Origin of the sequence: Haloarcula terrestris (assembly GCF_031624315.1) — an archaeon.
In the GTDB taxonomy this organism is placed as follows: Archaea; Halobacteriota; Halobacteria; order Halobacteriales; family Haloarculaceae; genus Haloarcula; species Haloarcula terrestris.
Map to the genome: position 1 here is coordinate 119,042 of NZ_JAMQOM010000004.1, position 25,921 is coordinate 144,962.

Sequence of the window (25,921 nt, forward strand, 5' to 3'; positions counted from 1 at the left end):
CGAGACACCGGTGCCCCGCCGCTACTCGAACGTGTAGGCCATCATCACTTCGTCGACCTGCTCGCCGTCGACCGTGTAGTGGTTCCGGCGGATGCCTTCAGTGTGCCAGCCGTGCTCTTCCAGGAACACCATCGCGTTCTCCGTGATCGCCGGCACGCTGTTGTACAGCTTCCGGTAGCCGTTGGCCTTCGCCCAGTCCAGCCCGCGCGCCATGAGCTGGCTGCCGATGCCCTGGCCCCGCTGCGCCTCGGTCACGCCGACGGTGAGCTGGGCGGTCTCCCGGAGCTTGTCTAACTGCGGGAGGTCGAGGTGACACCAGCCGACGACCTCGCCGTCGATAGTGGCGACGAAGAACACTCGCGACTCGACCGTGTTGTGTCGCGTGACAGCGTCCTCGTACAGCAACTGCTCGGCGACGCTCTCAGCGACGACGTAGGTGCCGTCGCTGGAGACGTTCCGGATCGTCTGGACGAGCCCCTCGAAATCGTCGTTGCGGGCCGGTCGAATGGTGTAGCTCAGCCCGTCCGTGGTGTGTTGCTCGACGGAGCCGACATCCAGGGCCAGCGCCAGGGTCCCGCCGTCGTCCTCGATGTACCCCTTCGACAGGAGGTGTGTCAGCGCCTCCTCGAACGCGTCCGGCGACAGATCGACCATCTCACGGACTCTGTGGCGCGCCGCTGTCCCGTGGCGCTCGATGTACTGATACACCTCCATCGCCGCGCTCGTTTCGAATGTCGGCCGTTCGACTGCGTCCATATCCGTGGTATCCGGTGGCAGATGCTTAACCATTGTCGTTTGGTAACATGAAACATGAAACGGCGTGGGAGTTCAGCAGTTGCTCCGTTCGTGCAATCCGGGGCAGGCGCGGACGTGGTGTCTCCCCGGTCGATCAGGCCGTTTCCGGGATCGGGTCGGAGATGACGACAGCATCACCCTCGATGACGCAGTTCCCCTCGGCGTCGTCGACAGCCGTGGCCAGGCGGAACCGGTTGTCCTTGATGCGCTCGACGACTTCGCAGTGGGCCGTGACTTCCTCGCCGATATCGACGGGTCCCTGATAGCTCAGCTCCTGTGAAAGGTAGATCGTCAGCCCGGGGAGGCGAGCCAGAGCGGCGCTGATAATTCCGGAGACGAGCGTCCCGTGGACGATTCGGCGGCCAAAGCGCGTCCCCTCGGCGAACTCCGCGTCGAGGTGGAGCCGGTTCGTGTCGCCGCTGGCCTCGGCGAAGGCCTCCACGTCCGCCTGCGATATCGTCTTGGTGAACCGGACGTGGTCCCCCACGTCGATACCGTCAGCGGTCCCGAAGCTCTCGAACGTCCAGTCCTCGTTCTCGTACAGCGTATCCGGCCGGGTGAACCGCTTTTGCTGGGACTGATCGTCGGCCATTGCCCTCGCTCGCGAGAGATGCGGGATGTAGTCCGAGAGGTCCGTCGTCGTGACGATGCCCACGAGCGCCCCGTCCTCAACGACGGGCAGCTTCTTGATGTTGTTCGCCCGTAGCTGATCGACGGCCGTTTCGATATCGGCGTCGGGAGCAATCGTTACCAGCGTTTTGGCCATCACGTCGCTGACCGACAGCGCCCGGGTATCCCCCTCGGCCGCTGTGACCGCGACGATGTCGCTCTCCGTGATGATGCCGATACAGTCGCCGTCGTCCTCGACGACAAGCGAGCCGATGTCCTCGTCGCGGAGCCGCTGGGCCGCCTCGATGACCGGGGCGTCGGGGCTGATGGTCTTGACCGGCGTCCGCATGATCTCTCTGACTGGCAGGGGGACGAGCATTGTACCGAAACCCAGACAGGGCAAACGTATAACACTCCGCCCGACGACACCGGCACCCTTGTGTCTCCGGCCGCCAACGTTCGGACAATGCGACGCGTCGCGTTGGGTCTCATCGTCGTCCTTGCGGTCGCTGCCGGCTGTAGCGGCTTCACCGGGCCGCCGTCCCAGCCGGCGGGGACTGCTGTCGACGGACAGTCCGCGGTCGACGTGCCGGAGTCCGCTGTCACGGTGACCGTCACGGCGGTGGTCGACGGCGACACGATACGGATCGCCTACGAGAACGAGACTACCGATACGGTTCGACTCGTCGGCGTCGACACGCCCGAAGTCCACACCGAGAACGACCCCGCGGAGTTCGAGGGCGTCCCCGAGACGGACGCCGGGGCGTCCTGTCTCCGCGGGGCCGGCACGAACGCGTCGTCGCTCGCCAAACAGCACCTGCTGGGCGAGACGGTCGGCCTGGCGTTCGATCCGAACCTGGACCGGCGCGGTTACTACGACCGACTGCTCGCCTACATCGTCGTCGACGGGTCGCTGTTCAATTATCGACTCGTCGAGAGTGGCCATGCACGGGTCTACGACAGCGAGTTCACGCGAGCCGAGAACTTCTATGCGGCCGAGGAAACAGCCCGTTCCGAACGGCGCGGACTCTGGCGCTGTACGGACCCGAATGCAGTGACGCGAACGGTCGTTGCCGACGGCGGCCCCATCACTGAAAGCCCCGGCGGCCTCGCAATCGCCGAAATCCACGCCGACGCGGCGGGCAACGACAACGAGAACCTGAACGACGAGTACGTCACGCTCAGGAACACCGGCGACGCGGCGCTGGACCTGTCCGGGTGGACCGTCAGCGACGACGCAAACCACCAGTACACGTTCACGAACCTGACGCTTGACTCGAACGCGTCGGTGACGCTCCACACTGGCAGCGGAACAGACAGCGCCACCGATCGGTACTGGGGCCGGAGCGGTGCGGTCTGGAACAACGACGGTGACACCATCACCGTTCGGAACGCGAGCGGCGAAACCGTGCTTCGGCAGTCGTACTAATCTCGGCACGCCGTGTCGCCACAACAGTATAAACCGCTTGAGTGCCAACAGCTACCATGGCTAGCCGCCGGCTAACGCCGACGCCGCGAGCGGTCGACTGGGGACTGTTCGCGGCGGTGGCGACGCTGCTCGCGACCGGCGTCGCGACCATCTTCGCTGGCACACCAGACAGTGCGTGGATAATCGACGTACACGCGCTCTCCGGCGTGGTTCTGGTTCTTCTGTTGCCGGTGAAGCTCCGTCGCGTTTCCCACCGGGTGTCCCCGTCGCGGCTGACCGGCACTCGAACTCTCTCGGTCTGTCTGGCCGCGGTAGCTCTGGGAGCGCTCGGCACTGGCGTCTGGTGGATCTTCGGCGGCACGCTCGATCTCGGGCCGTGGGGGCTGTTTCACCTCCACGTCGCGCTCGGTCTGCTGGTCCCGCCGCTGCTCGTAGTGCATCTCCGCTCCCGGTTTCACTCCCCGGCAGGGGCCACCCGCGGCGGCCGTCGGGACGTGCTCAGGTACGCCGGACTGGTGACCGCTGGTGCGCTCCTCTGGCGGGTGCAGGGGCCGGTCAACGATGCGCTGGGCTCGGCCGGTGCGGACCGCCGGTACACCGGGTCGCGGGAGGAGGGAACCGACGACGGCAATCGGTTCCCCGTCACTAGCTGGGTCGCCGACGACCCGGACCCGGTCGACGCCGCCGACTGGTCGCTGTCGGTCGAGGGCCGAGTCACCAGTGAAACCAGCTACGCCGCGGACGAACTCTCGCCCGACGCGACTGAATCCGCGATTCTCGACTGCACGAGCGGCTGGTACTCCGGCCACGAGTGGCAGGGCGTTCGCGTCGGTGACCTGCTCGATGCCGCCGATCCCGACGACGCAGCGGCGTGGGTCCAGTTCCGGTCGGTCACCGGCTACCGGTGGAGCCTCCCGCTGCCGGAGGCCCGCGACGCGATCCTCGCTACTCACGTCGACGGCGAACGCCTGGCCCACGGCCACGGGTATCCGCTCAGACTCGTCGCGCCCGGTCGCCGTGGCTTTCAGTGGGTCAAGTGGGTCGAATCTGTTCGGGTCAGCAAACGCCGCGAACTCGGCGAGTGGCTCGCGATATTCGTGAGTGGGCTCTGATACAGACTGCTGTAGTTCCTTTCCAATAGCGCCGCTCGGAAAGCAGTGGCTACCCGTAATATATGCCCACTTCTAGGGAGTGGAATCGGCTGTTTCTGTCGATGACTGCCGGCTCGGGGAGTAGACTCGAACAGTGGTCTCAGCGGCCGAAGGTATTGCTTACCCCACACAATTGTCATTGAAGCAACCACTAACGAAGTGGTCTAGTGTGGTAGTGGGAGCCATGAACTGGCGGCAGTCCTCCACCCGATTCACCGGTCCCTCGAACGCCGCCGTGGCCCTGTGGGCGGTCGCCGTCGTGTTTTTCGGCGTTGGCGATCTCGTCACGACCTTCGTCGGCTACAGCATCACCGGCGTGACGGAACTCAGCCCCGTCGTCAAACTCCTGCTGGAACAGCACGCGTTCGTTGCACTGACTGGCCTGAAAGCCGCCGTGTTCGTGGGGTTTTTCGCCATCTGGAAGTACGTTTCCTGGCCGTACTCCATCGGCGTCCCGCTCGGGCTTGCGATACTGGGTGTCGCAGTGACTGTGTGGAACACGGGCGTTATCTTCGTTGCCGTCACTGGCTAAGCTAACGAGGTTCGGGTTCGAACCGCTGAGTGAGCGCTTCAGCCGTCCAGATCGATCGTTAGCGTCTCCGAATCGCCCTCGTTGAGTTCGACCGTATCGCTGCTGCGGTACACCTGCTCGGTGAGCGTGTTCGGGTCGTACTCCGTCTCGCCATCTGGGAGCAGGTAGCCGGCCAGCGTGATGGTACAGGACCCGCTCGCTGGCGACGGGAGCTTCACCTCGACATCGACCGTGTTGTCGGCGGCGTCGAAGTCGAGCCCCGACCACTCAATCTCACAGCCCTCTCTCTCCCGCGTTCCCGATGAGTCTAGGTCCTGCTGATTACTCCCGTCCTCGCAGACGGTGAAGTTCTCGATCCGTCGCGCGTTACCGTACCCCGCCTCGCCGGGGTCGTCGTCACCGCCAAACTCTGTGATAACCTCGCCCTCAACGAGGTCGATCTGGTAGCATTCCAGTTCGTCGCCACCGGTCCCGCAGAACGAAGCGTTGCTGATGGCCGCTTGCTGGCCGCCGGGGTTCGTCGGCGCACACAGCTCCGTTCCTTCGGGATCATCGTCGTAGGTCGCGGTGTCCGGACCGCCCTTGACGCACACCTGCTCGATGTCGTCGTCCGTGGAGAACACGAAGCACGTGATCTCTCCGCCTTCTTTCTCGGTCACGCTCTCGACTGTCACACTGAAGCTGTCCCCGTCTGACTCGAACGTGTACGTCTCGCCGTCTTCCGGCGCGCCCTCGATCTTCCCGCAGAACGTGTCTCCGGGACACCCGTCACAGGTACACGGCCCGACGCCGTTGTTTCCGCTGTTTCCCTTCCCCTTCGCGTGGTCTGGTTTCGCAGCACCGACACCTGTCCCGAGCAACGCAGTCGCGGCTCCGCCACCGATAACTCCGAGAAGGCGACGACGCCCGATGGAACCTGTCCGGCCTTGTTTGTCAACGTCTTCCATGAGTACCCTTCTCATTCATGCACGATTAGTTATTAGCGGGCTATTTCACTCCCGAGATGGCGCTGTAGCAGTACTATCGGCTTACCCCAAGCCGCGACCATCGACGAAACGGCGCTCCGTTGCGCAGTGCTCGGTCGGACGCATGTACCCGGCTCGGTTAGAGCAAGGCGTCGATAGAGTCCCAGAGGTCCGGCTCGCCGTCCCCGCCGGATTCGTAATGAATCGGGACGAAGCCGGCGGCGCGTGCGCCCTCCACGTCCGACTCGTACTCGTCGCCGACCATCACGTACTCGTCGGCCGGCAGTTCGTCGCGGACCCGGTCGAACGGCGCGCTGTCGGGCTTGTGTGCGCCGACCTCGTAGGAGGCGACGACGAGGTCGAACAGGTCGGTCAGGCCGTGGTGGTCGAGCTTGCCGACCTGCCAGTCACGCACGCCGTTTGTGATGACCGCAAGCGTGTTGTCCGCTGCGAGCGCGGTCAGGCTGTCCCGGGCCTTGTCGGGGACGGCCGTCGCGGCGTACTCCGTCTCTCGCAGCGTCTCGACCAGCGCGTCAGGGTCCGCGTCTGACTCGACAGCCTCGACGATAGCGGCCATCGCCTGGCGGTGCGGCTCCGGCTCCAGCGCGTCGAAGGCGGTCTGGAACACGTTCTCGCTCATCGCCCGGATTTCGTCCGTGTACTCGATGTCGTGGGCCGCGAGTGTCTCACGGACAACGGTCTCGTATGGCTCTGGGTAGTGGACGAGCGTCCCGTCGAGGTCGAAGCAGATGACCGTCGTCATGACTCGTCGTCGTACACCGGCTGGCCGTCCTCGGTCGGCGGCGCGACGTAGTCGATGTACTCCTCGGCGCTTGGCTCGTGGACGGTCACGGTCGCGTGGATGTCGCCCAACTCTGAGGGCTCCCCGACGGCGAAGTTGATTCGTCCCTCGAAGGCCGCCTGCTTCTTCACGTCGAAGGCGAAGGTGTCGCCCTCCAGGTTGTCGAAGAAGACCGAGCGGGCGGTATCCAGAATCTCCCGGCGGTGAAGCAGCTCGGAGAAGCCGTCCATCGTGTGGACCTCGGCGACGAGCTGGCCCTGCTGGTGGGTCGGGTCCGCCTCGGGGAAGAGATTCTGGATGGCATCAACGACTCGGTCGGTCACCTCGGTGTCGTTGACCGGGGCTTCGATACGGATGTCGACGGCGTAGACGGCGCTCATTGGTCGAGTGCCTCCGGGCCGTTCCGAATCAGCGTGCGGATCTTTCGCTGGAACGCGGCCAGTGTCTCCGTGTTTTCGATGGTCCGGTCGGCCATCTCCATCGCTTCACCCATGCCGAAGCCGAGCTCGCGTGCGTCGCGGTCTTCCAAGGATTCGCCGCCGTCGTCCGTCGAGGCGTCCCGGCCGCGGAGGTCCAGGCGGTCCGCTCGCAGCTCGAAGGGGGCGTCGATCTCGACCAGCAGGAACGTGTCGCCAAACGCCGATTCGAACGCGTCCACCTCTACGTCAGACCGGATGCCGTCGACGAGGACGGTGTCGTTCGATTCGAGTTCGGCCTCGATCATCGGGAGCGAGCGCTCGGCGATGGCGGCCGGCCCGTTTTCCTCCCGGAGCGCCTTCGCGACCGTTCCGTGGTCCGACGCGGGGTCCAGCCCGCGGTCGCGGCACTCTTCGCGGATCACGTCGCCCATCGTCACGACCGGCACGTCCATCTCGGCGGCGACGTTCGCTGCCTCGCTTTTCCCGCTGCCCGGCAGCCCGACGATACCGATAACTGTCATTGCCGGGCGTAGTCGAGCGGCGGGCAAAAGCCCTCCCGTTCGGCCTCACCGCTCGCGGACGACGACGAACTCCGCGAGGTCCCGCAGGTACTCCATCGACTGGGAGTCCGGTGCGTCGATGGTCGACAGCGACTCAAGGGCGGCGTCGGACTCGGCCCGTGCCCGCTCGTTTGCCTCCTCGGTCGTCAGCTCCGTCACCTCGACCAGCGACGGCCGTTCCATCTCCGCGTCGGTCCCGGCCGGCTTGCCCAGCGTTTCGGCGTCGGCCGTCGCGTCGAGCACGTCATCGCGCATCTGGAAGGCCACGCCGACCCGCTCGGCGTACTGGCCGACCGCCTCGATCGTGTACGGGTCCGAGTCGGCGGCGATAGCTCCCAGTTCCGCCGCGGCGCGGAACAGCGCGCCGGTCTTCCGGCGTGCCAGTTCCATGTACTCCTTCTCGTTGGTCGGCTCGGCGACCAGCTCCATCGCCTCACCCTCACCCAGCTCGACCATCGATTCGGAGACGGTCTGCATAGCGCGTTCGTCCGTCGAGAAGAGCGCGAAGGCCTCCCCGAGCAGGCCGTCAGAGGCGATGATGGCCGGGCCGTGGCCGAAGGCCTCCCATGCCGCTGGGGACCCCCGTCGGAGCTCGGACTCGTCGATGATGTCGTCGATGACAAGCGAGGCGTTGTGGACGAGTTCGATCCCGACCGCGAAGTCGACGGCGTCGGCCGGTTCCCCGCCCAGTGCCTCACACACGAGCACTGTCACTGTCGGCCGTACCCGCTTCCCGCCGGAGAGTGCCACGTGGCGGACTTCGTCGGCGAGTTCGTCCGGTTCGACGCTGTCGAGGACGGCCTCCAACCGCTCCTCGACCTGGTCCCGCCGGCGCTCCAGATACTCCATTACCGCCCCCTTAGGACTACCATAAAAAGTACCTTGTCACCCGCGACTCGGTGTGTGACGGCTACTGGAACTGCTCGATGAGCGCCGGGACGACCTCGAACAGGTCGTCCTGGATGCCGTAGTCGGCGATGTCGAAGATCGGGGCGTTCGGGTCGGTGTTGATGGCGACGATTGTGTCCGAGCCTTTCATCCCGGCGACGTGCTGGACAGCCCCGGAGATACCGATGGCGATGTACACGTCCGGGGTGACGACCTTCCCGCTCTGGCCGACCTGGCGGTCCTTCGCCAGCCAGCCGTTGTCGATGAGCGGCCTGGAACCCGATACTGTCGCGCCCAGCGCCTCCGCGAGGTCATAGATGATGTCCAAGTTCTCTTCCTCCTCGATGCCGCGACCGACGGACACCAGCACGTCGGCGTCGGTGATATCGATGTCGCCGCCGCCGACCTCCTCGAAGCCCTTAACTGTGGACCTGACCGCGCTCTCGTCGATGGTCGCATCGAACGCCTCGACGGCGGCGTCCCCGTCCGCTTCGATGGTCGGCCACTCGGCCGGGCGGATGGTCACGGCCGCCTGCTCGGCATGTACGTCGATGGTCGTCTCGACTTTCGAGCCGTACAGCTCCCTGGTGGCAGTGAGGCCGTCCTCGGCGGCGATGTCGACCACGTCGGTCACGAGGGGGCGGTCCAGCCGGTTGGCGACTGCCGGTGCGTAATCGAGGCCGTTGACGCTGTTGGGCAGCAACAGAACGGTCGGCTCCAACCGGTCGGTCAGCTGGGTGACGACCTGGGTGTACACGTCGTGGTTGAATTCCTCGCCGACATCGACGGTGTGGACAGTGTCGACGCCCTCGCGGTTCAGGGCCGCACCGAACGTCTCGACATCGCCGCCGATGACGGCGGTATGGAGCTCACCGTCCAGCGCGTCAGCGAGGTCGCGGCCGGCCGCCAACTGCTCTAAGCTCACGTCGCGGAGCTCTCCGCGCCGGTGTTCGGCGACAGCGAGCACCGACATCAGCTGGTCACCCCCTTCTCTTCGAGCAGTTCGGCGAGCTCGGTCGCCGTCTCCTCGGGACTCCCCTCGAACACCGTCGCCTCGCCCTCGGTTTCAGGCTCGTACAGCGATGTCTGTTCGAGCGGGCTCTCGATCCCGGCCGCGTCGAGGCTGATGTCCGACAGGCTGTACTCCGCCAGTTCCTTGCTCTGTGCCTGTCGAATCCCTCGAAGGCTCGCGTACCGCGGGTCGTTGATTCCGGTCTGTATCGTCAGGACGGCCGGGATCTCGATGTCAGTCAGTTCCTCGACACCGCCCTCCAGCTCCCGGTGCACGCTAGCGATGCCTGTCTCCAGGTCCAGCTCGAGGTCGTTGACCACAGCGCCCCACTCTATGCCGAGCTTGTCGGCTAGCGTGACGCCGGTCGCCCCGAACCCGTCGTCGGCGGACTGGACGCCGGTCAGGACCAGGTCGGGGTCCTCTTCGGCGGCGACCCCAGCCAGTACTTCGGCCTTCGTCTCGGGGTCCAACAGCCCGGCGTCATCGAGGGCATCGTCCCAGACACGGATCGCGCGGTCGGCCCCCTTTGCCAGCGCTTGCCGGATCGTTTCGTCCGTCTCGGCAGGGCCGATCGTGACGGTGACGACCTCGACATCGTCGTGGGCCTCCTTGATCTGGACGGCCTCCTCGACGGCGTACTCGTCCCACTCGTTGAGGTCAGCCGTGACGTACCGGTCGTCGATTCCGAGCCCGTCTATCTCGAACTCGTCGTCGACGGCTGCCACCTCCTTTACCGTGACAAGAATTTGCATACCATATCGTCCGCCCGGACAGCGAATAAACGTTTCCGAACCAGAAACCACACCCGAGTCGTTTACAATGAGTACGCAGGACGGCTACTCGTCGAAGTCGGTGATGTCCTCGTCCGGGAAGGAGATGAGGTTCTCCCGGCCGATCCGGAGCTTGTCGATGCGATCCTCCTCGTCCATCGACGAGAGCAACTGTGACACCTTCGCGTTCGACCAGCCGGTCTCGGAGACGATACGGGCCTGTTTCATCCGCCCGCCGTTCTCTTCGAGGAGCCGTTCGACACGCTCCTCGTCGCTGAGTAGCTCGACATCGACATCGTCTGTATCCGTTGGCTCGCCTGCCGCCGCTTCGGTCCCAGCGTTCTCGTCCTCGGCACTCTCACCCGGAACCGACGGGAGTACGTCGGTGTGGCCGGCTCTGAACATGTATCCCACGGCCCCGACGAGCAGGACCACCAACACGGCCCCGCCGACCCAGATCGAGTCGATGCCGCTGAATATCTGCTCGGGGGTTTCCGTCGGTGGCTGCGTACCCGGCTGCTCGCCGGTGTAGACGACAGCGAGATAGCCCGGCTCGAACGTCCGCGGCCCCTCGAAGATCAACTGTCCGTTCTCGACGGCGCTCGGGGCGCTTTTTACGCCATACCCTGATGGTGGCGAGATGACGAGCCGCTGGTCCGCTGTGAGCGTCCCGAACCACGTGCCGTCCGTGCTGTTGAACGCGTCACCGACGACGATGTTCTCGCCGTCGATGACCGCGAAGTTCGTCCACGTGAACTCGAGGACGAGTTGCCCCTTCCGTTCGGACACCTCGTACTCACGGTTCACGTCGGTAATCTCCATCCCGCGGCCGGTGACGGTGCTGGCCTCGTCGTTCGCCTGTCGGAACACCGGCAGCCACGTCGTTTCACCGCCGCCGCTCGCGAACCGTTCGCCGATATCTCGGAACGCCTCCGTTCCGTCCTCGTCAAGCGCGTAGGTGTCCGTTACCGTCCACGTAGCATCGCCGTTCGAGTGAATCTGTAGGGCGAACGTCGTGTTCTCCGCAACCGGTGTCGGCGTGCCGGGTGCCTGCTGAGCGGGAGCGGCGTCCGGCGTTGTCGCTGTCGCCAGCGGCGGGGTTGCCAACAGGGCAAACAGGACAAGGAGGAGGAGGGCACCTGATACCCGCGGGGTCATTCTCGTTCATCGATGAACGGCCTGGGGGCAAAACCCTTTCCATCCGAGAATAAAACGTCAGCGCGCGCTTTGAAACGTCTCGTGTCCTCTCAGGTGATAGTAGAGATATGGAGAATGGGGGGATTTTTGTACGGTGGGCGAGTACGTGACGCCGATGCGTCCCCTCCCCGCAGTCGGTGTGGTCCTCCTCATGGTCGTCTCCGTGGCTGCCCCGGCGGCCGGGTTCGCCACACCGGCCCAGACCGCGGACGGCAGCGACCAGTTGCCACAGATCACGGTCGTGGACAACACGACGAACCACCTCTCGATTCCAGCCAGCGAGGTCCAGTCGACGACGTATAACCGGTCCTCACTCGATGTCGGCGTCGCGGTTGCGGCCGGCTCTCGTGAGCTCCGGAACGACTACGCGGCAGCGAACTTCGAGCAGCAGTTCTTCCAGCGAGACAGCGAAGCCGCCCGTGATCGGCTCGTCGACGAGACGCTCGATGATATCGAGACCCAGCGGACGACCCTCGACCGGCGGAACCAGCGTGTGATCCGGCAGTACGCAGACGGCATCATCACCGCCGCGGAGTTCCTCCGACACCGAGCGCTGGTCGATGCCGAATCCCGCCAACTGACTACCCGACTTGAACGGATTCGGACGGCCGCCGGCACTGCGCCGGGCTACTCGCTGTCACAGGACCAGCGCTTCCGGATAGAAAACAACAGGGGCGCGCTCAAGACGTACCGCGGCCCGATAAGCCAGCGCGTCGGTGCTGAAATCGCCGGATCGACGGAACCGAACGCGGTGTACCTCGAAGCGTCGTCGGAGGGGTACATGCTGTCGACGGCCGCTGGCAACCAGTACACGCGCGAGACATACCTCGGGACCGAACGTGATCCGGACGCGACGGACCAGTTCGCACAGACCGATGATTCTCTCAACGCGGTCAACATCCGGGCAGGAGAGCTCTATCCGTGGCTGTACGGTGAGCAGTACCCGGCCGTCCAGACATACGGCCGGAGCGCCATCTACGAGATTCAGGCCAACCATCCGAACGGCCAACTGACCGCCTATCTCGACGGCGGCACGACGAACGTCTTCTTCGAAACGCAGCGTCTCGAACTGACGACGGTCGACCGGTCGGAAGTGGCGACAAACGTGAACCAGTCGGTTCGCATCCGTGTCCAGCGGTCTTTCGAGTCGGGACCGCTGCTCGTCACGGTCACCGACAACAGTACGAGCTCTACTGCGAACGCGACTGTCAGGATAAACGGCAAACGGATCGGGACGACCGGTCCAGGCGGCGCCCTCTGGACGGTCGAACCCCGCGGGGAGTATACGGTTACCGCCACCACGCAGGACGGCAAGCGCGTCGGGGTCCTGATCGGTAGGTCAGTGTAGCGACGCGAAACAGAGCGGCTACACCTCTCGTGAACTGACCGCTGTTACTTGCAGACGGTCGGAACACTTCTCCAATGCCTTACTCAGGGACGGTGGCAACCGTCGTGATCGCACGCGGACTGCCGGGTCGGGACTGCAAAACCACCTTTTTCCGGTTCGGGTGACCGGTGGTCACCACTCACCGCAAAAACGTGGGCGAAAAAACTGCCACTCGCTCCGCTCGTGGCCGGAAGTCACTCAGGGACGGTGGCAACCGTCGTGATCGCACGTGGACTGCCTGGTCGGGACTGCTGGATGTGGTGTTCGAACTCCTCGAACCCCGCCTCGGTGAACATCCGGTCGGCTTCCTCCTCGTCGTAAAACAGCATGATGGCGTCGGCCATCTTCTGGAAAATGGTCGAGTTGGGGTAGTCAGGGCCGACAATGAGGACCTTGCCGCCGGGTTTTGTCAGCCGGCGACACTCCGCCAGGGCATCGACGGGGTTGGGCCAGTACTCGATGGACCCCGAGGACCACACCGCGTCGAAGCTGTTGTCTTTGAACGGGAGCCGCTCGGCGTCACCGAGATGGTAGCGCACGTCGCCGAACTTACCGAACTTCTCGAAGGCTTTCGAGAGCTGGTGTGGGCTCTGGTCGAGTCCGTACACCGTGTCGACGTGTTCGAGCAGTCCCTCGGTGGCGAAGCCGGTGCCACAGCCGACATCGAGGACCTTGTCGTCGGGCGAGAGGTCGAGCATCGCGATCGCTTCGTCGCGCATCCGCTCGTCCCAGATGAAGGGGTTGATCTGGTCGTACACCTTCGAGAGGTACTTGTAGAACGTCCGCGCGCGGGCCTTGTTCTCGAGGACTCCCATTAGCCCCAGCTTAGGACTTGGCGGTCATAATTCCCCGGATTTCGGGCTGTCAGGCACACGGGGCAACTTCGCAACTACCAAATAGCCGCTCTGGCAACGCTCACGTGATTAGAGAATGCCACGGCCAGAAGTTCTCGACAGGATACAGGAGGCCGAGCAGGAGGCCGACGAGATCGTCGCAGAGGCCGAACAAGACCGCGAAGACCGCATCGCGGAGGCTCGTGAGGAGGCCGACGAGATCCGCGAGTCCGCGCGGGAGGGGGCCGAGGCGGCGGCGGCGGACCGCCTTGAAGCGGCTCGCCAAGAAATCGAGGCCGAGCGCGAGCAGATCATCGAAGACGGTGAGACCGCTCGCGACGATCTCGAACAGCAGGCCAGTGAACAGATCGACGAGGTAGTCGAACACGTCACAGACCTGTTCGAGGAGGCGGTGCATGCTCAGACCTGAGAAGATGTGCCGCGTCTCGGTGACGGGGTCGAAGCGCGCGATAGAGCAGACTATCGAGGCCGTTCACGACCTCGATATGCTCCACGTCACCGAGTACGACGGCTCGTGGGACGGGTTCGAGCCGGGCAACTCGCTCGATGGAACCAACGAGGTCTCCGACAAGCTCGTCACCGCTCGTTCGCTGCAGTCCATTCTGGATGTCAGCGAGGAGGACGCCGGACCGACGCGGGTCGTCACAGACGACGCAATCGAGGACCAACTCGAAACGGTTCGAACCGAGGTCAACGAACTCGACGACCGCCGCGACGACATCCGTGACGAACTCCGGGATGTTGAGGACCGGATCAACACGATGGCGCCGTTCGTCACACTCGGTATCGATCTCGACCTCCTCCGTGGCTACGACTCGCTGTCGGTCGTCGTCGGCGAGGGCGACAGCGATGAGATCGACGCCGTCTTGGGGAACAGCGACATCGAGACGTTCGAGCTGTTCACAGAGGACGGCGTCGTCGCCGTGTTCGCTCAGGCCGAGGAAGACGCCCTGCAGGACGCGTTAGTCGGGGCGACGTTCTCCCGGCTCGAAGTCCCGGACGGCGAGGGCGACCCGTCGACGTATCTCGAAGAGCTGGAACACGAGAAACAGCAGCTCGAATCGAAGCTCTCGACCGTCGAGGACGAACTCGACGAGCTCCGCCTCGATCACGCCGGCTTCCTGCTCGCAGCCGAGGAGAAACTGGCCATCGAGGCCCAGAAAGGCGAAGCGCCGCTCACCTTCGCGACGACGGAGAACGCCTTCATCGCCGAAGGCTGGATTCCCAACGAGCGCTACGAGGAGTTCGAGCGCGCCCTTTCGAGTGCTGTCGGCGATGCTGTCGACATCGACAGGATCGAAATCGCCGAGTACGACAGTGAGGGCCACGCGGAGTCCCACGAGGAAGTCGAACGCGAAGGCGGCAACGGCGGCGAACCGGTCGGAAGTACCGTCGACGCGCCGGAAGCCGAGAGCGAACGCCAGCCCCAGGAGACGGTCGCCGACGGCGGCGTCATCACGATGGGTGACGAGGACCCGCCGGTCATTCAGGACAACCCGAAAGGCGTAAAGCCCTTCGAGGACCTCGTTGAGGTCGTCAACCGCCCGAAATACGGCGAGTTCGATCCGACGGTCGCGTTCTTCCTGACGTTCCCGGCCTTCTTCGGATTCATGATCGGTGACCTCGGGTACGGACTGCTGTATCTGGCGCTTGGCTACGGGCTGTACTCGAAAGTCGACAGCGACGTGATCAAAAGCCTCGGCGGCGTCGCGATGTGGGCCGGTGGGTTCACGGCGCTGTTCGGCGTGCTGTACGGCGAAGTCTTCGGACTGCACCAACTCGGAGAAATCGTCTGGGGCGGTAATCCGCCGATGCATAAGGGGCTCCAGCCGGCCTACTCCGACTACGCGCTGGCCTGGCTGACGATCAGCCTGCTCGCCGGAACGGCTCACCTCGCCGCGGGCTGGATATTCGACTTCGTCGAGAACCTGAGCCACAGCCTCTGGGACGCAATCACCGAGAGCGGGTCCTGGCTGCTGATGATGTTCGGCCTGTGGGCGTGGGTGTTCTCCGGTGCGAACGGCGCAGCGCCCGACTTCCTTTACACCGCTGAGACAGGCGTCTTCGCCGGGAACCCGTACGCGTGGGGCTTCGCGGGACTGCCGCCAATCAACCTCTTCTCGATTCCGGGCCTCGGCGCGCCGTTCTCGGCGTGGCTCGTCCTGTTCTTCGCCGGCTTCGTATTGCTGGCACTCGCTGAGCCAATCGAACTCGTCGAGTTCCTCAACGTGCTGGTGAACGTCCTGTCGTACACGCGACTGGCCGCCGTGTTGCTGGCCAAGGCAGGGATGGCCTTCGTGGTCAATCTGCTGTTCTTCGGGGCCTATGTCGACAGCAAGGGCGGTTGGCACTTCGGTATCGGTGGCATGCCGACGATACCCGAAGGTACGGACTCGGTGATGTACCACGGCTACGAGGTCACTAGCGTGACGTTCCCTGGCCTCGTCCACTCCGGCATCGCCGCTGCGCTGGTCGGCGTCCTCATCCTGGTCATCGGCCACCTGCTCGTGCTGGTGCTGGGTATCACCAGCGCCGGCCTCCAGGCCGTTCGTCTCGAGTACGTGGAGTTCTTCGGCAAGTTCTTCGAAGGCGGCGGGAAGCGGTACAACCCGTTCGGCTACGAGCGCAACTACACGACCGAAGACTGAACGCGCGCTTCCGTTCGCCCCGGACTGATACTGGTTCTTTTCTGCCGGTTCCGACTGCTCCGACGAGCCTGGCGACTGCTACACGCTCACATCCGACTGTATCTGAGCCCCCTAAACCGCCCGAACAGCACGCTGACGAACCGTTTTGGGAAGCTTTATGAACTACGTGGATTCACATACGCCTGTTCGGACACGAGCAATTCAAGAGACTACATCAAATCCATGATCGCAACCATCGCACCCCTTGTCACCGCAATACTGCAGGAAGGTACCGCTAGTGCTCCAGCTATTCCGGCTTCGGCCGGCGCAGCCCTCGCTGTCGGGCTCGCTGCGCTCGGTTCGGGGTACGCGGAACGTGGGATCGGGGCCGCCGCCGTCGGCGCAATCGCAGAAGACGAGAGCATGTTCGGTCGTGGGCTCATCCTGACAGTCCTGCCGGAAACGCTCGTCATTCTCGCGCTTGTCGTCGTCTTCGTCGTCTAACAACACTCCGTCTTTTCCAATAATGAGCCTTCAAACAGTCGTAGAGGATATCCGCGACGAGGCCCGCGCGCGTGCTCAGGAGATTAGCGACGAGGCCGACGAACGTGCCGAGGAGATCATCGCCGAGGCCGAGGCCGACGCCGAGCAGATCCGTGAGGAACGCGAGGCCGAGGTCGAGCGGACCATCGAGCAGGAGCGAGAGCAGCGACTCTCCTCCGCGAAGCTCGAGGCCAAGCAGGCTCGACTCAACGCCCGGCGTGACATCCTCGAAGACGTTCGCGGCGATGTCGAGGACGCGCTCGCGGCCCTCGAAGGGGACAGACGAGAGGAACTGACACGCGCACTGCTTGACGCCGCCGTCGACGAGTTCGACGACAGCGCAGAGCTGTCGGTGTACGGCCGTGCGTCTGACCAGTCGCTTCTCGAGGACGTACTCGATGACTACGACGGTGCGACCTACGCCGGCGAGCGGGACTGCCTCGGCGGCGTCGTCGTCGAAAGCAGCGAGTCACGGGTCCGTGTGAACAACACGTTCGACTCCATCCTGGAGGATGTCTGGGAGGACAACCTGAAAGCAATCAGCGAACGCCTGTTCGAAAACCAATGAGTTCGCGAACGGGAACGAGCGGCCAGGGAAGCAACTACGAGTACGTCATCGCACGGGTTCGTGCCCGCAGCGCGTCGCTGTTCGACGATGACGACTACCGGAAGCTGGTCCGCATGGGGACGGGCGAGATCGCCCGCTTCATGGAGGAAACCGAGTACGAGACCGAGATGAACGCGCTCGGCTCCCGGTACGACGGCGTCGACCTCGTCGAGTACGCGCTGAACCGCAACCTCGCGAAACACTTCGACGACCTGCTTCGCTGGTCCGAGGGGGCGCTGTACGACTACATCGCCCGCTACCTGCGGAAGTTCGACGTGTGGAACGTCAAGACAGTCATCCGCGGGCTCTACTCCGACGCGGAGCGGACCGAGGTCGAGGACGACCTCATCCGGGCCGGCGAATTCTCCGACCGGCGTGTCGAGGACCTACTGAACGCCGGCTCCATCGAGGAGGTCGTCGAGCAACTCGACGACACTATCTTCGGCGAGACGCTGGCCGAGGCGTTCGAGGTGTACGAGGAAAGCGGCGTTCTCGTCCCGCTTGAGAACGCGCTCGACCACGCCTTCTACGATACGCTGCTGTCGGGACTGCCGGACAATCCGGAGATCGACAGCCCGACCGGGCTGTACGTCGAGTTCCTGGAGACGGAAGTCGACTTCCGGAACCTCCGGAACGCGCTCCGGCTGGCCCGCAGTGGCACTGACATCGATCCTTCGGAGTACTTCATCGAGGGTGGCCAGCTGTTCGACGAACAGGAGGTTGCACAGCTGTCGACGAATCTCGACCAGCTGGTCAGCGCCGTCCGCGAGAGCAAGTACGGCGAGGACCTCGATCAGGCGCTGTCGGCGCTTGAGGAAGCGGACAACCTCATCGACTTCGAGCGGGCGCTGGACGCGGCGCTGCTCGAATACGCCGACCGGCTCTCGAACCGCTATCCGCTGTCGGTCTGTCCGGTGTTGTCGTACATCCTCAAAAAGGAGCGCGAGGTCGACAACATCCGGGCCATCGCCCGCGGTCGCGAGGCCGGCCTCGGCCCCGACGAGATCGAACAGGAGCTGGTGATACTATGAGCCAGGAGATCGCTGTCATCGGAAGCCCGGAGTTCACGACGGGCTTCCGGCTGGCTGGCGTCCGAAAGTTCGCGGACGTGCCTGCCGATGAGAAAGACGAGCAGCTCGACGACGCCGTCGAGGAGATGCTCAACGACGACGATGTCGGTATCGTCGTGATGCACGACGACGACCTGTCGCATCTCTCACGCGGTGTCAGGCAGGACGCGGAGACGAGTGTCGAGCCGGTGATGGTCACGCTCGGCGGTGGCACAGGTAGCGGCGGACTGCGTGAACAGATCAAGCGAGCCATCGGTATCGACCTGATGGACGAGGACTAACCATGAGTCAAGCAACAGACACAGACGTCCGCGAGGACGGCATTATCGAAAGCGTCTCGGGACCGGTCGTAACGGCTCGGGACCTCGACGCCCGGATGAACGACGTTGTCTACGTCGGTTCGGAAGGGCTGATGGGCGAGGTCATCGAGATCGAAGGAAACATCACCACGATTCAGGTGTACGAGGAGACCTCCGGTGTCTCCCCCGGCGAACCCGTCGAAGGGACGGGCTCGCCCCTCTCCGTGGACCTCGGGCCGGGCATGCTCGACGCCATCTACGACGGCGTCCAGCGCCCGCTCGACGTGCTCGAAGAGAAGATGGGGTCGGCGTTCCTCGACCGCGGTGTCGACGCGCCGGGTATCGACCTGGAGAAGACCTGGGAGTTCACTCCTGAAGTCGAGGAAGGCGACGCGGTCGAGGCCGGCGACATCGTCGGCACCGTCCCCGAGACGCCGAGTATCGACCACAAGGTGATGGTCCCGCCCGACTCCGAGGGCGGCGAGGTCGTCGCCATCGAATCGGGCAATTTCAACGTCGAAGAGACGGTCGTCGAACTGGACAGCGGCGAGGAGATCCAGATGCACCAGGAGTGGCCGGTGCGCCAGCAGCGCCCGACCGTCGACAAGGAGACCCCGACGGAACCGCTCATCTCGGGCCAGCGCGTGCTCGACGGCCTGTTCCCGATTGCGAAGGGCGGAACGGCCGCCATTCCCGGTCCGTTCGGCTCCGGGAAGACGGTCACCCAGCACCAGCTCGCCAAGTGGGCCGACGCCGACATCGTCGTCTACGTCGGTTGTGGCGAGCGCGGCAACGAGATGACCGAAGTCATCGAGGACTTCCCGGAGCTCGAGGACCCGACCACCGGCAACGCGCTGATGGACCGGACCTGCCTCATCGCCAACACGTCGAACATGCCCGTCGCGGCGCGTGAATCCTGCGTGTACACGGGGATCACCATCGCGGAGTACTTCCGTGACATGGGGTACGACGTGGCGCTGATGGCCGACTCCACCTCCCGGTGGGCCGAGGCCATGCGTGAGATTTCGTCCCGACTCGAGGAGATGCCGGGCGAGGAGGGGTACCCCGCGTACCTCTCCGCTCGCCTGAGCGAGTTCTACGAGCGCGCCGGCTACTTCGAGAACATCAACGGCACCGAGGGTTCCGTCTCGGTCATCGGGGCCGTCTCGCCGCCGGGCGGGGACTTCTCCGAGCCGGTCACCCAGAACACGCTGCGGATCGTCAAGACGTTCTGGGCGCTCGACGCGGACTTGGCCGAACGCCGGCACTTCCCGTCGATCAACTGGAACGAGTCGTACTCGCTGTATCGCGACCAGCTCGACCCGTGGTTTGTCGAGAACGTGCGCGACGACTGGCCGGAGACGCGCCAGTGGGCCATCGACACGCTGGACGAGGAAGCAGAACTGCAGGAGATTGTCCAGCTTGTCGGGAAGGACGCGCTGCCGGAAGACCAGCAGTTGACGCTTGAGATCGCCCGCTACCTGCGCGAGGCGTGGCTCCAGCAGAACGCCTTCCACGACGTGGACACGTTCTGTGAGCCCGAGAAGACCTACCGCATCATGGACGCCGCGAAGACGTACAACGACGCGGCCTTCGAGGCGTTGGATGCCGGCGTCCCCGTCGAGGAGATTACCGACATCGACGCCGCCCCGCGGCTCAACCGTATCGGCGTCCAAGAGGACTGGAACGAGTACATCGACGACCTCGAAGACGACATCGAGTCGCAACTGCGGGAGCTGTACTAACAATGAAAGAGTATCAGACAATCACGGAGATCAGCGGACCGCTGGTGTTCGTCGAGACCGACGAACCGGTCGGCTACGACGACATCGTCGAGATCGAGCTCAGCGACGGCGAGACCCGCCGTGGCCAGGTGCTCGAATCCGCGAGCGACTACGTCGCCATCCAGGTGTTCGAGGGGACCGAGGGTATCGACCGCGATGCCTCGGTTCGCTTCCTCGGCGAGACGATGAAGATGCCCGTCACCGAGGACCTCCTCGGGCGGGTCATGGACGGAACCGGCCAGCCCATCGACGGCGGGCCGGAGATCGTCCCCGACGAACGGCTCGACATCGTCGGCGAAGCGATTAACCCCTACTCCCGGGAGTACCCCGAGGAGTTCATCCAGACGGGCGTGTCGGCCATCGACGGCATGAACACGCTCGTCCGCGGCCAGAAGCTGCCGATCTTCTCCGCCTCCGGCCTGCCACACAACGACCTGGCACTCCAGATCGCACGCCAGGCGACGGTGCCGGAAGAGGAGGAAGGCGACGACGACGACGGCTCGGAGTTCGCCGTCATCTTCGGCGCGATGGGTATCACGGCCGAAGAGGCAAACGAGTTCATGGACGACTTCGAGCGCACCGGCGCGCTGGAACGCTCCGTCGTCTTCATGAACCTCGCGGACGACCCGGCCGTCGAGCGGACGATTACGCCGCGGCTGGCGCTGACCACCGCCGAATACCTCGCCTTCGAGAAGGACTACCACGTGCTGGTAATCCTGACGGACATGACCAACTACTGCGAGGCGCTGCGCGAAATCGGTGCCGCGCGTGAGGAGGTCCCGGGCCGGCGTGGCTACCCCGGATACATGTACACCGACCTGGCACAGCTCTACGAGCGCGCCGGTCGGATTCAGGGCCGCGAGGGCTCCGTGACCCAGCTGCCGATCCTGACGATGCCGGGCGACGACGACACCCACCCGATCCCGGACCTGACTGGCTACATTACGGAGGGCCAGATCTACATCGATCGGGACCTCAACAGCCAGGGCATCCAGCCGCCGATCAACGTCCTGCCCAGCCTGTCGCGGCTGATGGACGACGGTATCGGCGAGGGACTGACTCGCGCCGACCACGCCGACGTGAAAGACCAGATCTTCGCCGCCTACGCGGAAGGTGAAGACCTGCGTGACCTCGTGAACATTGTCGGCCGCGAGGCGCTGTCGGAACTGGACAACAAGTATCTGGACTTCGCCGACCGCTTCGAGGAGGAGTTCGTCGACCAGGGCACCGACACGGCCCGCAGTATCGACGAGACGCTCGAACTCGGCTGGGACCTGCTCTCGATGCTGCCGAAGGATGCGCTGAACCGCATCGACGAGGACCTCATCGAGGAGCACTACCGCGAGGACGAAACCGCCGAAACCGTCGAAGCCGAAGCCTGACAACGGCCCTACATCTCACGGCCGTTCGCAATTTTTACCTTATATTTTGGGTATGCGACTGTTTAGCGTCGGCTACGTATATTGACATGCACTATGCCAGAACCAGGGAGTGAAGCAATATGGCTGTGGTTAGGTACAGCGGGCATGTTCCTCGGCATGCTATACTTCATCGCGCGCGGCTGGGGTGAGACCGACAGTAGGCGCCAGAAGTTCTACATCGCGACAATACTGATCACGGCAATCGCGTTCGTGAATTACCTCGCGATGGCGCTTGGGTTCGGGCTGACAATCGTTGAAATTGCCGGCGAACAACGCCCGATCTACTGGGCGCGATACAGCGACTGGCTGTTCACGACGCCGTTGCTGTTGTACGACCTCGGGTTGCTTGCCGGAGCGGACCGTAACACCATTAGCTCGCTCGTCAGCCTCGACGTGCTGATGATCGGCACCGGTCTGGTCGCGACGTTGAGCGCAGGAAGTGGCGTGCTGTCGGCCGGCGCGGAACGGCTGGTCTGGTGGGGCATCAGCACCGCCTTCCTGCTGGTCCTGCTGTACTTCCTGTTCAGTTCGCTGTCCGGCCGGGTCGCAGACCTGCCCAGTGACACGCGTAGCACGTTCAAGACGTTGCGCAATCTCGTGACAGTCGTCTGGCTGGTCTACCCGGTCTGGTGGCTCATCGGTACTGAAGGAATCGGCCTCGTCGGCATCGGTATCGAGACGGCCGGCTTCATGGTCATTGACCTGACCGCCAAGGTCGGCTTCGGTATCATCCTGCTCCGGAGCCACGGCGTGCTCGACGGCGCTGCGGAGACGACCAGTACCGGCGCAACGCCTGCGGACGACTAACTGCCGCCGGTCGCGATTCCGTTTTTTCGGTGTCAGTCCGGACGCGAGCCGTAATAACTGGAAACCGTTAACTGCCTACGTCGAAAAGAGCCCCGTAATGGCTAAGGATGTCAAACCCACGCGCAAGAATCTGATGCAGATCGAGGACCGCATCGAGCTGTCCGAGCGTGGGCACGACACGCTGGAGAAGAAGCGTGACGGCCTCATCATGGAGTTCATGGACATTCTGGACCAGGCGCAGGATGTCCGTGAGGACCTCGATGATTCCTACGACCGCGCCCAGCGTGCGATCAACATGGCGCGGGCGATGGAGGGCGACGTGGCCGTTCGCGGGGCCGCCGCGGCACTGAAAGAACACCCCGAACTGACGACCCAGTCCAAGAACATCATGGGTGTCGTCGTCCCACAGATCGAGTCAAGCAAGGTCCGGAAATCCCTGGACGAACGCGGCTACGGCGTCATGGGGACCTCGGCCCGCATCGACGAGGCCGCCGAGGCCTACGAGGAACTGCTCGAGAACATCATCCTCGCCGCCGAGGTCGAGACGGCGATGAAGAAGATGCTCGAAGAGATCGAGACGACGAAACGGCGCGTCAACGCCCTGGAGTTCAAACTTCTGCCCGACCTCTATGACAATCAGGAGTACATCGAGCAGAAGCTCGAAGAGCAGGAGCGCGAGGAGATCTTCCGCATGAAGAAGATCAAAGCCAAGAAAGAGGAGGAAGAGGACGAACTCGCGGCCGCCGAGGCGGAAGAAGAGGAGCCCGAGCCGGTCACCGCCGACGACTGACCCACCCGTCTTGACCGGTATCGTTTTTGTGCTGTTCCCGTTCGTACTTGCGTATGGCCTGTCCCGATTGTGGCGGCGACCTCGTTTCCTTCCCAGTCCCGGCGGATCTCCAGCGGTTTCTCCCCGGTGATGAACCGGGAGCCAGCGTCTGCCGGTCCTGCTTGGCGCTGCATCCGGAGACCGAACCGCCCGCCGAGGCTCCTGATTTTGCGGCTCTCGATGATTCGATTCCGGAGGACGAGGCGGCGGCGGTCCCGCTACTGCTACTGATCGGACTGCTCGATTCGCTCGCGATGCACCGCGCGGAGATCACTGCGTTGCTGGAGCGAGTCGAGAAGGCGGGCGTCGACCCGCTGTTGGCGCTGGACCGTCTCGACGCCAGCTACGGCGACGAGGCCCACGTCGACCTCGGTCGTCGCCGTCGGCAACTCGAACAGCTGCTGTGAGCGAGGCAGTCATCAGCGACCGATATGGGGCCTTACGGCGGGCTGGCGTCGGGATCTTCGACCGCCCGCGCCCAGGCGGCAAGCCACTCCCGGAGGTCGCTATCGGGGACATCCAGCGAGTGGGTGTTCTCCGGCAGGCTGGGGAAGCCACCGGCGTCGTCCACATCGGCGACCCAGTAATCGAACGGCGAGTTTAGCTCGTCGTTACCAGCCCGGTTGCGTATCTCTTCGACGATACGCTTGTCGTGAGCCGTCCGGTCGGCGGGTCGTGCGCCGGCATTGGCGAGGTTGTGGGTCTCGACATCGCTGGACGGCATCGCGTCGAGTCCGTCGGGCCAGACCGGCCGCGAGTCGAGTTCGTTGCCGCCGTCGTATTTCGGCGTCCCAGCATCGAGTGCGGGCTCCGTGACGGTGTTGTCCTCCAGATAGGCGTTACCACCCTCGAACACCCGGTCGCTCGTGTCGACCTGGCCGAGATATTTGTTGCCGACGAAACTCGCTCTTGTGTCGCCGTCCATGTTGCTCCCGCCGTCGAAAAAGTACGCGAGGTTGTTGACGACGGCAGAGCGCGTCCCGTCTTTCAGCCGCGGGGTCCGGCGCCGAACCTTCGCCCAGACGTTGCCGGCAAGGGTCACGTTGTCGGCGTCGTCGCCGACGAGGGTGCCGTAGTGGTGTTCGGACCGGTTCCCGTAGGGGCTGTACAGCCCTTCATAGATGAGGTTGTTCGTGAACGTCGTGTCGCTGGTGTTGTAGCCGACGGACATGCACTCGTCGGTCCCCCACGCTGCGGTCACGTGGTCGATGACGTTGTTCTCCGTCCCGAACGCCGTGTTGACGGAGTCGTTACCCTGGATGGTGTCGTCCGAGCCCGAGCCGATGCGAGAGCGGACGTGCTGGATGACGCAGTTGTCGCCGCTTATCTGCAGACGGCCATTGATGAACGTTATGCCGGGCGAGGGAGCGGTCTGGCCGGCAATCCAGCAGTTGTTCGCCTGTATCTTCAGCGGCGAGCCGTTCAGGTCGATGGTGCCACTCGTTTCGAAGACGACGACGCGTGGACTGCTCCCGTTGATTGCGTCTTCGACAGCGCTGCGCGTCGGCTCTGTAACGGTCCGGACAGAGACGTTGTCGTCGAGCCAGGGGGCCGGGTCGGCAAACCCGGCGTCGAGACCGAACTGCGAGGTCCCGACGGCAGTCGTTTCGATGGACGCTTCAGTGGGTGTCTCACTGCTGTCGCTCGCAGAGACGCCTCCGGGTGGGTCGACGTTTCCGATATCCTGATTGCTGTCCGGCGAGAGCCCGGAGATATTGTCAAAGGCCGCGGAACATAGCGCCCCCCGGTCGAAACTTGAGACTGCAAGGCCGACGTACACCTCCTCGCTGAGACCGACCCGACTGCGTGACAGTCGGCAGACCTGGGTCCAGTCGTTGCCGTCGGTCGACCCGTAGCCGACGACCGCGTCCTCTTCCCGGACCAGTCGGAGCCAGCTGCCGTCTGTCGTTCCGGTCCCGAGATCGCTCTGCGTTGTGCTGTTGCTTTCACCGCCAGTGGTTGAGCGCCACTGGACGGAGCTTCGGTCCTCCGGCGTGTGCCGGACCAGCACGTTCTTCGCGTCCGGAGCGAGGCCGTCTCTGACCATGATGCCGGCTTTCGCCCAGTCGCTGGTGTCTTCGATGTCGTCGACACGGACCGTCACGTCAAACGTCCCGTCGACCTGTTCGTAGTAGAAGTGACACTTATCCTCGGTGCCCCAGATGTCTGAGCCACCGCCGTCTACTGTGACCGTTGATGGGGCTGCGACCGATGTGCCACTCAATACCGCAGTGCCCACACACCCCGCTGTGAGCGACTGCAAGAACCGACGCCGCGTATTCATCCGTCTCTCCTGTTTGGCATAGCACCCGCCTCTTGTGATAACGCTTATTTATACGTTCCTAAAATATTTGTAAAAGTGAATATCAGTCGAAATTTAACATGTGCATTATATTAACTGCCTATCAGTCCTGGTAGGGGCTAGACATCAAGATGCATACAAAATGGCTCACATGGTCGGTGTCGGTACCGGGAGAAACTGCGACGGAGTGGTGCTCGTGTCTTCGGCCGCACGCGTTCAGCCGTCCGGCTTTATCGAGACTGCTACTGGAGGCCGTCGATAG

The 25,921-nt window shown here is 64.0% G+C and carries 27 protein-coding genes; 15 read left to right on the forward strand and 12 right to left on the reverse strand.

Annotated elements, in window-relative coordinates:
- Positions 1 to 21: 21 nt before the first annotated feature.
- Together NDI54_RS10780 and NDI54_RS10785 are read right to left on the reverse strand one after the other, a co-directional pair.
- On the reverse strand, positions 22 to 756 hold the full coding sequence (locus NDI54_RS10780) for a GNAT family N-acetyltransferase (protein WP_310896451.1): 735 nt from the start codon (positions 754 to 756) through the stop codon (positions 22 to 24).
- Positions 757 to 889: 133 nt separating this feature from the next.
- A complete protein-coding gene (locus tag NDI54_RS10785; protein WP_310896452.1) occupies positions 890 to 1,783 on the reverse strand; it encodes a CBS domain-containing protein in 894 nt (297 codons plus the stop codon).
- Positions 1,784 to 1,870: 87 nt separating this feature from the next.
- Here NDI54_RS10785 and NDI54_RS10790 point away from each other — a divergent pair, with 87 nt between their 5' ends.
- From NDI54_RS10790 to NDI54_RS10800, 3 genes are all read left to right on the forward strand, one after another.
- A complete protein-coding gene (locus NDI54_RS10790) occupies positions 1,871 to 2,833 on the forward strand; it encodes a lamin tail domain-containing protein (RefSeq protein ID WP_310896453.1) in 963 nt (320 codons plus the stop codon).
- A gap of 56 nt (positions 2,834 to 2,889) precedes the next feature.
- Positions 2,890 to 3,945, forward strand: a complete 1,056-nt coding sequence (locus tag NDI54_RS10795; protein WP_310896454.1) for a molybdopterin-dependent oxidoreductase — start codon at positions 2,890 to 2,892, stop codon at positions 3,943 to 3,945.
- Positions 3,946 to 4,168: 223 nt separating this feature from the next.
- Positions 4,169 to 4,516, forward strand: coding sequence for a hypothetical protein (locus NDI54_RS10800; protein ID WP_310896455.1), 348 nt, complete (start codon positions 4,169 to 4,171; stop codon positions 4,514 to 4,516).
- A 38-nt stretch (positions 4,517 to 4,554) separates the two neighbouring features.
- Here the strand turns inward: NDI54_RS10800 and NDI54_RS10805 are convergent, their stop codons facing one another.
- The 8 genes from NDI54_RS10805 to NDI54_RS10840 form a co-directional block, all read right to left on the reverse strand.
- Entirely contained in the window at positions 4,555 to 5,463 is a 909-nt protein-coding gene (locus NDI54_RS10805; protein WP_310896456.1) for a hypothetical protein, read from the reverse strand.
- A 157-nt stretch (positions 5,464 to 5,620) separates the two neighbouring features.
- Complete coding sequence (locus NDI54_RS10810) at positions 5,621 to 6,244, reverse strand: HAD family hydrolase (RefSeq protein ID WP_310896457.1); 624 nt, start codon at positions 6,242 to 6,244, stop codon at positions 5,621 to 5,623.
- On the reverse strand, positions 6,241 to 6,663 hold the full coding sequence (locus NDI54_RS10815) for an RNA-binding domain-containing protein (protein ID WP_310896458.1): 423 nt from the start codon (positions 6,661 to 6,663) through the stop codon (positions 6,241 to 6,243). Before NDI54_RS10815 ends, NDI54_RS10810 begins: the two co-directional genes overlap by 4 nt.
- Positions 6,660 to 7,223, reverse strand: coding sequence for an AAA family ATPase (locus tag NDI54_RS10820; protein WP_310896459.1), 564 nt, complete (start codon positions 7,221 to 7,223; stop codon positions 6,660 to 6,662). The genes NDI54_RS10815 and NDI54_RS10820 overlap by 4 nt, the downstream gene beginning before the upstream one ends.
- Positions 7,224 to 7,268: 45 nt before the next feature.
- On the reverse strand, positions 7,269 to 8,111 hold the full coding sequence (locus NDI54_RS10825) for a polyprenyl synthetase family protein (protein ID WP_310896460.1): 843 nt from the start codon (positions 8,109 to 8,111) through the stop codon (positions 7,269 to 7,271).
- A 61-nt stretch (positions 8,112 to 8,172) separates the two neighbouring features.
- Positions 8,173 to 9,123: an electron transfer flavoprotein subunit alpha/FixB family protein gene (locus NDI54_RS10830; protein WP_310896461.1), complete on the reverse strand. Its 951-nt coding sequence runs from the start codon at positions 9,121 to 9,123 to the stop codon at positions 8,173 to 8,175.
- Positions 9,123 to 9,914: an electron transfer flavoprotein subunit beta/FixA family protein gene (locus NDI54_RS10835; protein WP_310896462.1), complete on the reverse strand. Its 792-nt coding sequence runs from the start codon at positions 9,912 to 9,914 to the stop codon at positions 9,123 to 9,125. The genes NDI54_RS10830 and NDI54_RS10835 overlap by 1 nt, the downstream gene beginning before the upstream one ends.
- 84 nt (positions 9,915 to 9,998) lie before the next feature.
- Positions 9,999 to 11,090: a helix-turn-helix transcriptional regulator gene (locus NDI54_RS10840; protein WP_310896463.1), complete on the reverse strand. Its 1,092-nt coding sequence runs from the start codon at positions 11,088 to 11,090 to the stop codon at positions 9,999 to 10,001.
- 154 nt (positions 11,091 to 11,244) lie between these two features.
- On the opposite strand from NDI54_RS10840, the gene NDI54_RS10845 reads away from it, so the two are divergent.
- Positions 11,245 to 12,477, forward strand: coding sequence for a DUF7094 domain-containing protein (locus NDI54_RS10845; protein ID WP_310896464.1), 1,233 nt, complete (start codon positions 11,245 to 11,247; stop codon positions 12,475 to 12,477).
- Between the two features lie 233 nt (positions 12,478 to 12,710).
- Here the strand turns inward: NDI54_RS10845 and NDI54_RS10850 are convergent, their stop codons facing one another.
- Positions 12,711 to 13,331 (reverse strand): methyltransferase domain-containing protein, encoded by a 621-nt coding sequence (locus tag NDI54_RS10850; protein WP_310896465.1) that lies wholly within the window; start codon positions 13,329 to 13,331, stop codon positions 12,711 to 12,713.
- Positions 13,332 to 13,446: 115 nt separating this feature from the next.
- Here NDI54_RS10850 and ahaH point away from each other — a divergent pair, with 115 nt between their 5' ends.
- The 11 genes from ahaH to NDI54_RS10905 all read left to right on the forward strand — a co-directional run bounded on the left by ahaH (position 13,447) and on the right by NDI54_RS10905 (position 23,764).
- A complete protein-coding gene (ahaH, locus tag NDI54_RS10855; protein ID WP_310896466.1) occupies positions 13,447 to 13,779 on the forward strand; it encodes an ATP synthase archaeal subunit H in 333 nt (110 codons plus the stop codon).
- Positions 13,766 to 16,018 (forward strand): V-type ATP synthase subunit I, encoded by a 2,253-nt coding sequence (locus NDI54_RS10860; RefSeq protein WP_310896467.1) that lies wholly within the window; start codon positions 13,766 to 13,768, stop codon positions 16,016 to 16,018. Before ahaH ends, NDI54_RS10860 begins: the two co-directional genes overlap by 14 nt.
- Positions 16,019 to 16,240: 222 nt before the next feature.
- The gene (locus NDI54_RS10865; RefSeq protein WP_310896468.1) at positions 16,241 to 16,501 is read left to right on the forward strand and encodes a F0F1 ATP synthase subunit C; all 261 of its coding nucleotides are present in this window, start codon (positions 16,241 to 16,243) and stop codon (positions 16,499 to 16,501) included.
- Between the two features lie 22 nt (positions 16,502 to 16,523).
- On the forward strand, positions 16,524 to 17,108 hold the full coding sequence (locus NDI54_RS10870) for a V-type ATP synthase subunit E (RefSeq protein ID WP_310896469.1): 585 nt from the start codon (positions 16,524 to 16,526) through the stop codon (positions 17,106 to 17,108).
- Positions 17,105 to 18,178 carry a V-type ATP synthase subunit C gene (locus NDI54_RS10875; protein WP_310896470.1) on the forward strand — a complete coding sequence of 358 codons (1,074 nt, stop codon included), beginning with the start codon at positions 17,105 to 17,107 and terminating at the stop codon, positions 18,176 to 18,178. The genes NDI54_RS10870 and NDI54_RS10875 overlap by 4 nt, the downstream gene beginning before the upstream one ends.
- The gene (locus NDI54_RS10880) at positions 18,175 to 18,498 is read left to right on the forward strand and encodes a V-type ATP synthase subunit F (protein WP_008311106.1); all 324 of its coding nucleotides are present in this window, start codon (positions 18,175 to 18,177) and stop codon (positions 18,496 to 18,498) included. Before NDI54_RS10875 ends, NDI54_RS10880 begins: the two co-directional genes overlap by 4 nt.
- Positions 18,499 to 18,500: 2 nt before the next feature.
- Positions 18,501 to 20,261, forward strand: a complete 1,761-nt coding sequence (locus NDI54_RS10885) for an ATP synthase subunit A (protein ID WP_310896471.1) — start codon at positions 18,501 to 18,503, stop codon at positions 20,259 to 20,261.
- 2 nt (positions 20,262 to 20,263) lie between these two features.
- Positions 20,264 to 21,682: an ATP synthase subunit B gene (locus NDI54_RS10890; RefSeq protein WP_310896472.1), complete on the forward strand. Its 1,419-nt coding sequence runs from the start codon at positions 20,264 to 20,266 to the stop codon at positions 21,680 to 21,682.
- Positions 21,683 to 21,775: 93 nt separating this feature from the next.
- The gene (gene cop3, locus NDI54_RS10895; protein ID WP_310896473.1) at positions 21,776 to 22,528 is read left to right on the forward strand and encodes a cruxrhodopsin Cop3; all 753 of its coding nucleotides are present in this window, start codon (positions 21,776 to 21,778) and stop codon (positions 22,526 to 22,528) included.
- A gap of 97 nt (positions 22,529 to 22,625) precedes the next feature.
- Positions 22,626 to 23,318, forward strand: a complete 693-nt coding sequence (locus tag NDI54_RS10900; RefSeq protein WP_310896474.1) for a V-type ATP synthase subunit D — start codon at positions 22,626 to 22,628, stop codon at positions 23,316 to 23,318.
- Positions 23,319 to 23,371: 53 nt separating this feature from the next.
- Positions 23,372 to 23,764, forward strand: a complete 393-nt coding sequence (locus NDI54_RS10905) for a DUF6276 family protein (protein WP_310896475.1) — start codon at positions 23,372 to 23,374, stop codon at positions 23,762 to 23,764.
- Between the two features lie 32 nt (positions 23,765 to 23,796).
- Here NDI54_RS10905 and NDI54_RS10910 read toward each other — a convergent pair whose 3' ends face one another.
- A complete protein-coding gene (locus NDI54_RS10910) occupies positions 23,797 to 25,581 on the reverse strand; it encodes a DUF1349 domain-containing protein (protein WP_310896476.1) in 1,785 nt (594 codons plus the stop codon).
- Between the last annotated feature and the right edge of the window lie 340 nt (positions 25,582 to 25,921).

Coding starts and splice junctions, on each gene's coding strand:
- NDI54_RS10850 (WP_310896465.1), bottom strand. CDS start 13,331: ATGGGAGTCCTCGAGAACAAGGCCCGCGCGCGGACGTTCTACAAGTAC.
- NDI54_RS10780 (WP_310896451.1), bottom strand. CDS start 756: ATGGACGCAGTCGAACGGCCGACATTCGAAACGAGCGCGGCGATGGAG.
- NDI54_RS10870 (WP_310896469.1), top strand. CDS start 16,524: ATGAGCCTTCAAACAGTCGTAGAGGATATCCGCGACGAGGCCCGCGCG.
- NDI54_RS10860 (WP_310896467.1), top strand. CDS start 13,766: ATGCTCAGACCTGAGAAGATGTGCCGCGTCTCGGTGACGGGGTCGAAG.
- NDI54_RS10815 (WP_310896458.1), bottom strand. CDS start 6,663: ATGAGCGCCGTCTACGCCGTCGACATCCGTATCGAAGCCCCGGTCAAC.
- NDI54_RS10805 (WP_310896456.1), bottom strand. CDS start 5,463: ATGGAAGACGTTGACAAACAAGGCCGGACAGGTTCCATCGGGCGTCGT.
- NDI54_RS10890 (WP_310896472.1), top strand. CDS start 20,264: ATGAAAGAGTATCAGACAATCACGGAGATCAGCGGACCGCTGGTGTTC.
- NDI54_RS10900 (WP_310896474.1), top strand. CDS start 22,626: ATGGCTAAGGATGTCAAACCCACGCGCAAGAATCTGATGCAGATCGAG.
- NDI54_RS10830 (WP_310896461.1), bottom strand. CDS start 9,123: ATGTCGGTGCTCGCTGTCGCCGAACACCGGCGCGGAGAGCTCCGCGAC.
- NDI54_RS10820 (WP_310896459.1), bottom strand. CDS start 7,223: ATGACAGTTATCGGTATCGTCGGGCTGCCGGGCAGCGGGAAAAGCGAG.
- NDI54_RS10810 (WP_310896457.1), bottom strand. CDS start 6,244: ATGACGACGGTCATCTGCTTCGACCTCGACGGGACGCTCGTCCACTAC.
- NDI54_RS10790 (WP_310896453.1), top strand. CDS start 1,871: ATGCGACGCGTCGCGTTGGGTCTCATCGTCGTCCTTGCGGTCGCTGCC.
- NDI54_RS10880 (WP_008311106.1), top strand. CDS start 18,175: ATGAGCCAGGAGATCGCTGTCATCGGAAGCCCGGAGTTCACGACGGGC.
- NDI54_RS10840 (WP_310896463.1), bottom strand. CDS start 11,090: ATGACCCCGCGGGTATCAGGTGCCCTCCTCCTCCTTGTCCTGTTTGCC.
- NDI54_RS10835 (WP_310896462.1), bottom strand. CDS start 9,914: ATGCAAATTCTTGTCACGGTAAAGGAGGTGGCAGCCGTCGACGACGAG.
- NDI54_RS10785 (WP_310896452.1), bottom strand. CDS start 1,783: ATGCTCGTCCCCCTGCCAGTCAGAGAGATCATGCGGACGCCGGTCAAG.
- NDI54_RS10875 (WP_310896470.1), top strand. CDS start 17,105: ATGAGTTCGCGAACGGGAACGAGCGGCCAGGGAAGCAACTACGAGTAC.
- NDI54_RS10795 (WP_310896454.1), top strand. CDS start 2,890: ATGGCTAGCCGCCGGCTAACGCCGACGCCGCGAGCGGTCGACTGGGGA.
- NDI54_RS10865 (WP_310896468.1), top strand. CDS start 16,241: ATGATCGCAACCATCGCACCCCTTGTCACCGCAATACTGCAGGAAGGT.
- NDI54_RS10800 (WP_310896455.1), top strand. CDS start 4,169: ATGAACTGGCGGCAGTCCTCCACCCGATTCACCGGTCCCTCGAACGCC.
- cop3 (WP_310896473.1), top strand. CDS start 21,776: ATGCCAGAACCAGGGAGTGAAGCAATATGGCTGTGGTTAGGTACAGCG.
- ahaH (WP_310896466.1), top strand. CDS start 13,447: ATGCCACGGCCAGAAGTTCTCGACAGGATACAGGAGGCCGAGCAGGAG.
- NDI54_RS10885 (WP_310896471.1), top strand. CDS start 18,501: ATGAGTCAAGCAACAGACACAGACGTCCGCGAGGACGGCATTATCGAA.
- NDI54_RS10845 (WP_310896464.1), top strand. CDS start 11,245: ATGCGTCCCCTCCCCGCAGTCGGTGTGGTCCTCCTCATGGTCGTCTCC.
- NDI54_RS10825 (WP_310896460.1), bottom strand. CDS start 8,111: ATGGAGTATCTGGAGCGCCGGCGGGACCAGGTCGAGGAGCGGTTGGAG.
- NDI54_RS10905 (WP_310896475.1), top strand. CDS start 23,372: ATGGCCTGTCCCGATTGTGGCGGCGACCTCGTTTCCTTCCCAGTCCCG.